General features: G+C 68.0%; 6 protein-coding genes and 1 pseudogene. All 7 read right to left on the bottom strand.

The window, feature by feature from the left end; all coding sequences use genetic code 11:
• Positions 1 to 436: 436 nt before the first annotated feature.
• Positions 437 to 1,474, bottom strand: a complete 1,038-nt coding sequence (locus ACTMS2_RS28365) for a hypothetical protein (RefSeq protein WP_441178121.1) — start codon at positions 1,472 to 1,474, stop codon at positions 437 to 439.
• Positions 1,471 to 3,981: a hypothetical protein gene (locus ACTMS2_RS28360; protein ID WP_441178120.1), complete on the bottom strand. Its 2,511-nt coding sequence runs from the start codon at positions 3,979 to 3,981 to the stop codon at positions 1,471 to 1,473. The genes ACTMS2_RS28365 and ACTMS2_RS28360 overlap by 4 nt, the downstream gene beginning before the upstream one ends.
• Positions 3,982 to 4,048: 67 nt before the next feature.
• Positions 4,049 to 4,429, bottom strand: a pseudogene (locus ACTMS2_RS28355) (DUF7669 domain-containing protein); the annotation flags it as partial.
• A gap of 24 nt (positions 4,430 to 4,453) precedes the next feature.
• Positions 4,454 to 7,549, bottom strand: coding sequence for a C-terminal helicase domain-containing protein (locus ACTMS2_RS28350; RefSeq protein ID WP_441178119.1), 3,096 nt, complete (start codon positions 7,547 to 7,549; stop codon positions 4,454 to 4,456).
• Complete coding sequence (locus ACTMS2_RS28345) at positions 7,546 to 9,297, bottom strand: hypothetical protein (RefSeq protein ID WP_441178118.1); 1,752 nt, start codon at positions 9,295 to 9,297, stop codon at positions 7,546 to 7,548. The genes ACTMS2_RS28350 and ACTMS2_RS28345 overlap by 4 nt, the downstream gene beginning before the upstream one ends.
• Positions 9,284 to 10,549, bottom strand: a complete 1,266-nt coding sequence (locus ACTMS2_RS28340) for a DUF6361 family protein (RefSeq protein WP_441178117.1) — start codon at positions 10,547 to 10,549, stop codon at positions 9,284 to 9,286. The genes ACTMS2_RS28345 and ACTMS2_RS28340 overlap by 14 nt, the downstream gene beginning before the upstream one ends.
• Complete coding sequence (locus ACTMS2_RS28335; RefSeq protein ID WP_441178116.1) at positions 10,533 to 11,288, bottom strand: DUF429 domain-containing protein; 756 nt, start codon at positions 11,286 to 11,288, stop codon at positions 10,533 to 10,535. The genes ACTMS2_RS28340 and ACTMS2_RS28335 overlap by 17 nt, the downstream gene beginning before the upstream one ends.
• Between the last annotated feature and the right edge of the window lie 461 nt (positions 11,289 to 11,749).

The following is an 11,749-nucleotide window of genomic DNA, read 5'->3' as shown; positions in this document are numbered from 1 at the left end:
CTACCTCAGCCCGAACGAGTACGAGACCGCCTGGCACAGCCGCCAGACGCAACCAGCTGAGCCACCTATCGCCATCCATGCACCAGCCGGGAGCAGGTAACCACCGCTCCATCAAAGCGGGGGGAACTCAACTCCAGTCCGGAATGGAATGCGGGCTGCCGCCGCGCTGGCCCGCGGTCAGCACGATTGCCATGGCTTCTGCCCTTGCTCACAGCCCAGGTGCGGCTTCGTGATCAACCCACCCGCGAGCGCCGAGCGCGTGGTCGGCCGGCTCGACGCTGACGCCGGCAGGTTATTCGGCCCGGCGGCCGGCGGCTGTCGAGCCGACGCTCTGGCCGAGGCCGCGAGCTAGCAGCAGCGCGTGCGGACATCCAGTCCAACGCGATAGACGTCACCGTGCCACCGTCCTCGGCGAGCGCGACTGCGCGTTGAGTTGTCAGGGCGGATCGAGCGTTTGTAGCAGGGACGTGGCGTCGCGCATCGCCGTCAGCAGATCGAAAGATGTCGACCGCAGCAGTGCCACCGGGTAGGCATCGTAGGCGTCAGCGTGTGCGGCGACAGTGATGAACTGGGCACCTGCGGCGACCGTCCGCAGAACGCTGCTGGCGAATGCTACGCCCGGCGTTGGCGGCCGGTTGGCCGGGCGCCCGAGCACTGAGGCGAAGGCCTGGTGCCAGTCGTAATCCAGCGGGTCGGGCAGACGCAGCGCTGTGGCGAGATCAGTACCGACGCGACCGAGCGCCTCGGGCGACGTCCGCTGAGCTACTTTCCAGAGTCGGGCAACCACGGTGGTGCCGCTACGCGAGTCTGGCCGGAACGCACGCTTGTTGCGGACTGTGGCGCGGAAGCGGCGTGACCGCGAGAGGAAGTCGCTCAAGTCATACTTGTCGTCGAACCTCACGTGAACCCAGAACGCGTCCGCAGTCGCGGCCTCCGCTGCCTGGACGCTTGTGAGCCGCTCAAGCAGCGCACCGTCCAAGGTGAACAGCCCAGCGCAGATCTCAGGGACGGCCGACTCGCTGCAGTCGATCGCCGCGCTGCCGGTCCAGGTGAGGTCGCGCAGGTAGATTGGGACAACCGTGCCACCCACGCGGGGGAACCATCCAGGCATGATGGCCGGCGACGCCACCTGCGGCACCGTCGGAACGCGACGGGTCAGCAGCACGACGGTTACCGCTGGCGGATACTCGGGCAGCTCGCTGAGCACCTGCTCGAACTCGTCGCGATGCTTGTCGATCAGGTCGACGAACTCCGACTGCACGGCGTTCGGGTTGTCGAAGACGATCTCGCGGACGACGAGGACCACAATCGCAGAGCCGACCAGCAACCGGCGTAGATCGTCGGCGTACTTGTCCCGGTCGCCGCGCACCTCGTACCAGTACCCGGCGACCGGTGACTCCTCGGCGTCGAGACGGTCCGCCACCACCTGCGCCAGCCGCTGCGGTGACATGTGCTCGTCGATGTACCCGGTCACCCCACACCTCCGTGTGCGACGGCGGCGATCCGGCCGAGCAGCCGGATCCGCGGCCAGACGTGATGGTCGTCGTAGGCGAGGAAGTTGCTGTCGCTCGCCGTGGCAAGCAGCCGCCCCGCGTCTATCCCGTTCCGGACACCCGCGGCGATCTCGTCGAAATCGCTACGGGTACAGCTCAGGGTCTCCGGCGAGGACCGCGCCACGGCACGCAGAACCGCATAGACCTGGTGTAGCCACAGTGACCGTCGGCGACCGGCCTCGCTTAGCGCCTCCCGCGCGGCCTCGTGGAAGATGCCATAGTCCCGGTTGAGGCTCACCGCGCTGGGCCGCAGCCGGATGGCGGCGAACTGGTCGAAGTCCTCCCGGGTGAGCTCGAGCCTGTTGACAGGCCGTTTCTCGTCGATGAGCCAGTCGACGAGGCCCGAAAGCATCGACACAGTGAGATATGGGTGGCCGGCGGTCTCACCGTAGACGGCGTCGATGAACGACGCATCGGGGTTTACGGGGTTGGCGAGGACCTTCCGGATGAGCTGTGCGAACTCCTCCCTGGGCTCGCCGTGCTTGTGGGTGAAGAGCGGGAAGCAGTCCTGCTGCACGTAGGGGCTGAGCTGGTTCTGGTCCATGAGGATGTAGTGCGCGTTGGGCTGCTGCCCTAGGAAAATGATGAGGTTCTCACGAGAAAACTCGACCATCTGGTTCAGCAGTGGCTGCACGACGAAGTAACGCAGGTCGTTGTCCCGCCGCAGTGACGCGCTGAGCGCACCGAAGAGCGTCTCGTACTCGTCGAGGACGAAGACGGCGCGGTCAGAGATCGCCTGGCCGTCACCGCACCGCCGGACGAGATCCCGGAAGAACGTCTCCGGCAACCAGTTGCCCTCCGTCAGGGCCGCCTGCACCTGCTTGTAGAACATGTTGTCGTTGGGCGTCTCGCCGGTCGTGTCACAGGTTTGCTTGACCACGGTCACCTGACCTGTCGTGGCGTCGGCGTCGAGCCGCGCTCCCGCCGTCGTCTTTCCGCTACGTCGCACGCTGCACCAGAGGCGGACCCCGCTGCGGCTCTCGAATGTGCGGAATAGATCCCGCACGGACTGGCGGTGGACGATGTAGTAGGGCAGAAGGTTGGGGTTGTCACGGGGGAAGGCCCGGGCGACATTGTGTCCCAGCGGCTGCCGGCGCGACGAGGCGGTGCCCTGGTGGTAGGCCCGGGCGGCCAGCGGCGCCTTGATGGCGTCACGGGCGGTGGACACCTTCGACAGGTCTGCCTCGGCGGGCACGACCATCTGCCGGAACCGCAGGTCGGCCGGTGCGACGTGTGCTGACCCGGTGCTGACCGGGACCACAGCGACCGTGACACCCCGGCGGACGGCTTCTAGCAGATCCGGTTGCCGCACGTACCGTTCGCCGAGATAGCACTCGAGCTCGATCAGCTGCGGGTACGGCGAGAGTGCCGACGGCTTGAGCCAGACGTTCATCAGCCCGGCATCCGACCGTAGCTGGGAGAGTGCGGGCAGCGGCATGTGCTCCCTACCCTCACCGAGCGATTCGATTGCCTCCACCAGCGGTGTGAGGTAGAACATCAGACCGCGCACGAAGTCGTTGTGCTCGATGCGCTCCAACAGGGCGTCCAGGTCATCCGGGGTGAAGAAGGCGAGCGTGTGTGCCCACGACCGCGGGTAGCGGGCAAGTACTCCACCGCCCGTGTGGCTGCCGAAGTCGAGTTGGCTGTATCCGGTGAGGATCGCGGAGAGCATGCTCGACGTGAGCGCCCGCAGCCTCGTCGCCTGCTTCGTATCCGCCGCAGTCGATAGTCGGGCGGAGTAAAACTCGATCGGCAGGTCGAGAAAGCTCTGCAGACCCTTGAGGGACTTTTCGATCGCGAACTGCTCGGTCTCTCCCTGGTTGATCTGGTGGCGCCTGCCCTTCTCGAAGATCTCCGCCGAATGCGCCATGAGCGCCTCGTGGATCTTTTCCAGAACCTGCGGGTAGCGTACATAGCTGGCCAGCGCGTCCAGGAACCAGTCGAAGTCCTCCGAGAGCCAGTCGCGGTAGAGGGTCTGCCACTGGAAGATATGCTTCTCGCTCAGCTCGTGGAGCGCGTCCTCGAGGCCTGCCAGCCGGTCGTCTATCTCTGCCTGCGTGACCGGCCTCATCGCTGAGCGAACGGCGGGGATCTGGGGTGCCGGTGCGGCCGCGACGATCCGCCGGAAGACAGTTGCCGGGGTGGGCGGCCTAGCCGGTGCTGGTGGATGCGGCGGCTTTGGCGCTGTCAGCTTCTTCTCGAGATATTCCACGAGATGCCGACGGCGCTTCGGAAGAAACGCCTCGATGGCGTCCCGAAATGAGGGCTCCAGCGCCTTCAGCTGCTCCTGCTGGACGCTATCCATCAGCCTGGTCATGTGCTCTTGCGCGGGACCCGGCTGGGAAATGGCCATCCGCGCGATCTCCGCGAGAGCAGATTGCACCTGCGCGGCAATCTCGGTCTCGTCCGGGGGCGTCTCCACTGACACGGCCGTCAGGATATCTCCGCCTGACTCGGCACAAGGTCCGCGTGGCAAACATCCGACACTAGCTTGGTCAGGGTGTCGATATGGACGCAGTGTTGTATCGAATCGCGTCTGTGAGTTTGAGTGGGCGATAGCCGCCAAGGAAGCCACGGCACAGGTCAGGGCGCAAGGGCCAGATTCGGGTGGCAACGCGTACGAGGGTGAATCGGAGTGGGGTGGCGGCCCGTTCAGCCTGATGTTCCCGCCCGTACGTCAGCAGGGCAGCGACGATGGCGCGCGCGTCTGGTCGAGCGAGAACGGGCACGTGCCCGACGCGGATGAGTGGGGTCCCGCACGGGCTCGGTGGCCCGCCAGTGGTGTCCCGGGTCATTGCTTGGATGATCGGGCCGAGCGACCCTGGGCGCCGCGTCGGGTCAAGTCGTCGGGCCTCGTCGATCAGCTCCGCTCGGCTGAAGTCCGGCCTGTGGCCGGTTCATCATTGCTGTTTCCCCTCAGGAGCCGGTCGTAGATCCAGGACCTCGGGCACGGCTGCCCGGTCGGTGTCTCGCCGTCGCAGCAAGTTAAGTAGGTCTTCCTGCCGCGGTTGGCCGAACGCCAACCGGTACATCACCAGGTCCGACTTGAGCCGGTCGAGCTTCGCCTGATCGCGGCTGAGCGGGTACGGCAGGACGTGCCGTTCGATCTTCGCCGGCCCCGGGAACACCCAGTACGGCGCGAAGTCGCCCAGCTCTCCGGAGACCGCTCGTGCCGCGTCGTACAGGGCCTTCCACACGTCCGGCTCGGGGGAGCGCAGGGCCTCCGCACGGTGTGCGGCGGCGACGTTGCGGCGCACGGCGTGCCCACCGAACCGGTGCACCCGGCCCTCACGCTGCTCGAAGTCGACCGGGTTGGCGGGGGTGTTCCAGTGCACGACAGCCGAGCACCACTGGTGGAAGTCGATGCCCTCCTGGCCGGCGCTGGTGGTGGCGACGACGAACGGCCAGAAGGGGCTATTGAAGGCCCGACGTACGGTCTCCTTGCGGTTGACCTGGGACTGCTCCTCGCCGCGGCCGCCGTAGCGCAGCGCAAACCGGCCGGGCAGCTTGATCCGCTCGTTAGGGTGACGCGGGTCGAAGGCTTCGTACGTCGACGGTCGGCTGGCGATCGCCTGCCGCGCCTCGTCGGCGAGCCGGCAGAGTTCCTCGTCGTCGAGGCGGGTGTCGGCGGCACCGCTGCGCAGGGTGTGCAGGTGCTCGTCGAGGACGGCCTGCAGACCGCCGGCGGCGCAGTACCGCAGCACCGCCTGCCAGTAGACCGAGCCCATCGACAGGCTGTCGAGCAGCTGCGCGGATTCAGGCCGGTTGAACAGGGACCGCAGCCCGTTCGCCAGGACCGCCGCGGCGCGCCAGTGCCCTGCGGGTGTGACCGCATCGTCGGGGTGGATCAGCCGGGACAGTGCCCGCCAGGCGATGTTGCCCGGCCCGTGCAGGCCGATCTCCGCGACGCTGCCGAGCAGACCGTCGAGATGGTCTGCTGTCGGGTAGCGGGCGTCGCTGGCCAGCTCACGGGCTCGCTCCACGTGCCGGTCCAGGCCGGTGGCCGTTCCGTCCTCGTCGGCGGAGGTACCCAGGGCGGCAGCGGCGTCGTCCAGGTCGGGGTCGGCGCCGGGCCACCGGAAGACCAGTTCCCACGGCTCGGCCGGGCTCGCTTCGGTGGCCGCCGTATCGGCAGATGCGCGGGCGCATAGCCGTTCCCGAACCTCCCGTTCGGCCACGTCGAGCGGTGCGGTCTCGTCCGGCCGTTGCCGGGCTAGGGCCAGCGGGTCGCAAAGCGCGGCCAGGCCGGGATGGGGCCAGAACAGCGCCAGGACGCTCATCGCCGCCGGTCGCCCGTGCTCCAGTCGGTAGTCGAGGTGCCGATGCCGTTCCCCGGCGCGGCCGAGTCGCCGTTCGGCTTCGTAGCTGAGCAACCCTGCCACGGCGGTGGGTGTGGCGTTCCAGGACGAGAACAGCAGCCGCTTAGTGATGCCGTCCCGCGCTGCGGTGGTGAACGGCTCGCCGAGCGCGTGGTAGGGCATGGATGGGGGCAGCCACAGCAGCCGCCACCAGCCCTGGTCGACGGTGTCGGCGGCGAGCTGCCGGAGCCGACCGTTGCCGAGATCCACCGGTTCCCGTCGGTTGATCGCCTCAGCGTCGAGCAGCTGGGCGGAGGCCAGCAGCGCGGACACCTCGGGGTGTGGCTGGCCGTCGAGCGCGGCGCGGACCTTGTCACCGAGATGGTAGCCGTCGAGGAAGTTGAGGAAGTACGGGGCGGACTTCCAATACTCCACGGTCATCGGTGCGCCGACGACGTGTGCGATCTTGCGCATGGCCACGTAGCTGCGGACGTCGCGCGCGTCGATGTTGTCCGCCACGGTGAGGTGCTCCCGCAGCATGCCGTCCTGCACCAGCGCGGGCCGTTCGGTCCGGCACATGACCCGCAGCAGCAGGCCGCGCAGCCAGTCGCGCAGGTCACCGTAGGGCTCGCCGCGCACCAGCGCGTCCCGGTATTCCTCGAACGCCTTGGTCACGTCGGCGTGCCAGGACTCGTCGTCGCTGAGGAAACGAAGCACCTGCCGGAAGTCACTGTAGTGGTCCTCGCCGGCGGCAGCCTCCTCGGCGAAGGTGAACGGCTTGTACGGGGTGGCCGACAGCAGCAGCACCCGGGCGGCCCGGTAGTCGAACAGGTGGCGGGCGAGTTCCGCGCCCTCGCCGCCGTTCGGGTCGAGTAACTCCCGGAACCGCTGAAACTCGTCGAGGATGACCAGGTCGGGTTCGAGAACCTCGACGCCGGCGGTGGCCAGCGCCGTACGGAGGTCGCCGGTGAGCTTGCGGGCGGTCTCTCGCAAGGCATCGGGCAGGGCGGCGCGCCGACCGATGCCGTCAAGCAGCACGTCGAACTTGTCGAGCAGACCCCGCTGACGGGCACGGCGCAGAAACTCGCCGGTGATCGTGGGGTCGAGTTTCCCTTCGAGCTGATCCCACAGCCGGTTGCACTGCTCCTCGAACCGATCCGGCGTGGCGACGCCCGCCTGCAGAGCCCGTAGCGCGGCTCGGGTCCGCCAACCGTCCCACGAGCTCGCCTGTTCGAGGATCAGGAACAACAGTGCGCGCTCCTCGGCCGTACCGGTTCGCCAGCCCTGGTCGAAGGAGGTGCCCGGAGTGAACGCCACCAGGTTGATCGGCTTGCCGGAGGTAGCGGTCGCGGCGTTGAGCTGGTGCGCGTGCTTGGCGAGCAGGGTGAGCCGGCTGGACAACGTGACCGTCTCGTCTGGGGTGACCCGTAGCCGGGCGATGTTCTGCCGGGCGACGTCCTGGTTGGAGCAGACGTAGATGACATCCACCCGGTCGACGCTGTCGTCGTCCTGCAATCGCTGCAGAGTCTGGGCGATGACGCCTCGGGCGACGACGCTCTTGCCGAGCCCTGTCTCGTCGGCGACCAGGAACCGGCGGGTCGGATCGGTGCCGAAGAACCGGTCGATGACATGCGCGACGGTGGCGCGCTGGAAATCCTTCAAGCCGGCCATGACCGGGCCGGCGTCGTACCGCTTCACGCGCGCACCGCCTCTGTCATCGTGTCGCGTGCCGCTGTGATGACCCGCCACAGCTCGGGGAAGCCGGGCGGCAGCAGCCGCTTGCCGTCGCCGCTGGCTTCGATGCGGGTGACCAGCCGGGCCAGGTCGTCGAGCTGATCCGGCCGGTCCACGAGAGCGTTGAGCAGCAACTCGAGGATCCCGGTGCCGCCGGTGCGCCAGACGCCCTGTCCGCCGGCGTCGCCGCTCGCGGCGGCGGCAGCCTCGGTGCCGAGGCCGAGCATCAGCAGCAGGAACTGCAGGAACTTCTCCGGCGTGTCGATCTGCTGGGCGATGACGTGGTCGAGCCGATGCGCCGGGTCGCCGATCAGGGTGGCGAGGACGACGGTCTGCTCCCGGCCAGTGCCGTCCTCGGCGATGACGAGAACGAACGGGGTTATGTCGGCCAGCGCGAGCCCAGCGAACGTAGCGTCCACCAGCTGTCCCGGAACCAGCAGCACCGCCTCACCGCGGCGCGTGTGCAGCTGCGCCGTGATCCGTACGCCCGTCAGGTCAGGCAGGGCGTCCTCCGAGGTCAGCCGGATGCCGTACCCGCCGGCCTCGGGCGTGACGGTTGCCGACAGCGGGATGGCGGCGATGTCGCGGACCAGATCACGCAGGATGCCCGCCTCCGGCTCCGGCTCGGTGGCGTCCTGGCGTTCGTATGGCTCGAGGATCTCCCGGAAACCCGCCCCGGGACCGAGGAGGGCGTTGATGCCCCACTGGCTGCGGCTACCTACCAGCTCCACCAGCAGTTCGACGTTCCCGCTGAACGCCGCATCAGTGGCATTCGCGGAGCCGAGCAGGACCCGCGCCTGGTGGCCCTTCTCCACCACGTACACCTTCGCGTGCAGCCCGTGAAGCACCTCCTGGCCGGACGGCGCCTCCTCGGCGGGCAGGCCGGCCAGCGCGCTGACCACGAACGTCCCGGATTCCGCCAGGACCTCCGGTGGCAGACAGTCGAGCGCCTCCTGCCGGCTCACCAACGCCAACTGGCCATTCGGTGCACACCGATTCAGGCCACCCGGCGTGCAGAACGGCGAGATGACCAGGTGACGCGTCCCTTCGAAGTTTGGGGGGTGAGCACGAGGCACCCCCAGCGCGTGAAAGAACATCTCCCGCGCGCCTTCGGGACGGTCCCACTCGGCTCGACGCAGGTCCTCACCCAGAGCCTCGATGGCCGCCTGCCGGTCCGGTGGTAGCGGCGCCACCGCCAGCCGCACCGCATGCCGCAGGAGATCGAACAGAGGCCGGTTGTCCGCCTTCGGCTGTGTCCCGATCACGCCGTCCAAGCGCAGGCATACGTCCCAGCTGCGATCCTTGGTCAGGTTCCGGCTGAGTACCAGCAGCCGCAGTGACGTCTCCCCGGTTGTCTCGTCGTGGAAGCGCAGCGCCCACACCTTCGGGTGGAACAGGTGCCCGGGCTTGGGCTGGCGTACCTGGTGCACCATGGGCTCGACGAAGGCCAACAGCGCAGACTGGGTCGGCGGCACCGCGATCTGCCCCGCCTGGCAGAACACGTCGATGCGGTCGGCGCAGTGCCGTACGCCCTCCATCACCGCGATCGGGTCCGACGACCCGCGCAGGCCATGCGCGGCGAACGCCAGCGGGGCGACCAGCAGACTCTCCAGATCCAGGGTGTACGTCAAGGCCACGGCCCGGGACAGCCGCGCCCCCGGTGGTGGGCGCAAAGCGTCCAGCAGCAGCGCGCGGGAGTCAGGCGCGAGCACCGGCAGCCTCCAGCAGGTCGGCGGCGTAGCCGTCGTGGATGTCGGTGAGGATCCGGCGAACCTGCGACCAGCGGAACACCAACTGCCGACTGCCCGACGCGCCACTCCACGTGCGCAACAGCTTGTCGTTGACCAACCGCGACTGGCCCTTCTTCACCGACCGTTCCCGCTCGCCGACGAGGTTCCGCAGGGCCGGGTCGGTGGCGGCGTCACTGGCGGCACCGCTGGTCACCGCGTCGAGCCACCGCTCGATGAATAGGCGCGCCTTGACGTTTGTGCTGATCCGAAGATTCTGCTCGATGAGCCGGCTCCACATCCCCGACCGGTCCCAGCCCTTGAGGCCGTGCTCCGCTGACACCCGATCGCTCCACCCCAAGAGCTTGTCGCGGTACAAGACCGCCGGCTCCTCGTGCTCGGTCAGGCCCGCCTTCTCGTACCGCTCGGCGACGAGCAGGTTGTACAGCAGTGCCGCGCCGTGCATCGCCAGCGAGAATCGCTGCGCGTCCCGCACGAGGGAGCCGACCGGCTCCGGCGCGGCCAGCGCCGCCGGCTCATCCCACGGCGCCTCGCTGTCCCAACCCGGGCGGTCCTCGGGCTCGAGCAGGTACGCCATCAGCGTGTTCGGTGCCGCGGCGAGGAGTCTCTCGCGCAGCCAGCGGGCCTCGTCCGGGCGCAGCCTCAGCGCACCCTCGACGTCATTCGGGAAGTTCGCCGGTGCCGATGGCAATGTCGGGTGCCAGGTGCCGTTCGACCGTTCGGTCAGCTCATCGGCCTCAGCCAGGCCAGACGCCAGCCGTCGGTCCCCTGCGGCGTCGTCGTCACCGGTGCGGATGCCGTACCGCAGCAGCGCCGCCGCGTAGATGCTCGACGGCAGCGTCCGCACGCCGACACCGGCCCGCCGGCCGATCACGCCCTCGGTGTCGTCCCCGCGCAGCAGAGCGGCGATCACCTTCCGCTCGTTGCGGTCAACCTGCGCGGCGAGGCGGTCACCGCGCAGCCCACGCTGCTGCGCCTCCTGATAGCACCAGGGCACGATCAGCAGGTATCGCGCCCGGGTCTGAAGGACCGACGTACCAGGGAACAGCAGGTCACTGAACGCATCACGGACCTGACCGATGCCCAACTCGTCCCGGCTCTCCGTGTCGCTGAAGAGCTTGAGCAGCTCACGAATGCGTTGCTGGTCGTCGCGGGAGCTGTCCAGCCAGCTCAATCCTGAGGCCATGAATGCCTTTCGCTCATGCTTCTGTAACATCGATGAGGCCGCTGAGCGGACCGGTGGGCAGTGCGATCCAGCCCTCCGTGCGTGCGACCATTCGCTGCTCGTCGTCTGGCTGCCTCGCCATGCCGATCGCCGCGGCACGCGCATTCAGCGCCGCGATCACCGAGTCGAACGCGTCGTGGCTGCGTCGGCACAGAGCCTCGAAAGCACCCAACTCCAGCCAGGGCGCGGCACCGCAGAGTGCAGTCACAAGATCGGCATGCTCGTCCTTCTGACCCCGGCCCTTGTAACCGCGGTACGTCAACCCCCAGCGGCACAGGGCCGCAGCCGGGTACACCTCGACGATCCTGCCGCCGCCGCAACGGTCGATGTCCTGTCCGGCGGCGGCGAACATCGCCAGCAATCCGGCGCAGCGAAAGGCTGCATGAGCGATGCGATCCGCAGCCACACTGAGTGGGATGATGCCGGTTTCCTCCCGGACCACTTCGTCCGTTAGCCGGTAGGCCAAGCGCCGCCGCCACTGAGCACCGTCGTCGTTGGTGACGGTGACGTGGCCGGACTGGTGGGCTGTGACGAGCGCGACGAAGGATTCCGGCCAGCCGAGCGGGCAGTCCAGCCCGATCTTCTCCGCGTCCTGGCCTGCCTTCACGATCCGGGCATCGCTGACGTCGAGGACAAGGTCCCGCACCACCGCGCGGCCCGCCAGCCATTCGATAGTGGCCATCGCCGTTCGCTTGTCTGCCGCTGCGAGGTCGACGCCGAGGGTCAGCACCGCACCACTCTAGGTGCCGTTCGCCCCGGTGGCACATGCCTCGTTCGACGGTCGTTATAGGACGCTCGGTCGTATCCGGCTGCCGGTTTGGTGGGCCAGGAGTACCTCGTCCAAGTATTTATCATCACCTGCAACACGTCCGGCGACGCCCTCCAGCTGCTTTTGCAGTAGGTCAAAGGGTTTGCGCTCTCAGATGCGGCCATCGCGTCCTATTCTGCTTCTTTGACTTGATCGTCTTTAAGGATCAACGCGGTGACCGTCTCCTATCTACGCAACACGCCCATCACGGGCAAGTCGTACAACACGTACGCGGATGCAACCCGCAGGGTGTCGAGCAGGAGGAAACTGCACCGAGGAGCGCCCCAATGCTCCTGTGGGTCGGTGTGAAACATCGATCGTTCTTGCTGTCGGGGCTGTCGAGTCAGCGGCGAGCAGGCGGCTGTTTCGGCGGTCGGCACACG

Origin of the sequence: Micromonospora sp. SD12 (assembly GCF_052068495.1) — a bacterium.
Taxonomy (GTDB): domain Bacteria; phylum Actinomycetota; class Actinomycetes; order Mycobacteriales; family Micromonosporaceae; genus Micromonospora; species Micromonospora echinofusca.
Note: the sequence above shows the minus strand (reverse complement) of the source record. Positions and strands in the feature narration are given on the sequence as shown.

What these genes read in the sequence shown, in the direction of transcription:
- ACTMS2_RS28340 (WP_441178117.1), bottom strand. Translation starts at nt 10,549, where the DNA reads ATGTTACAGAAGCATGAGCGAAAGGCATTCATGGCCTCAGGATTGAGC.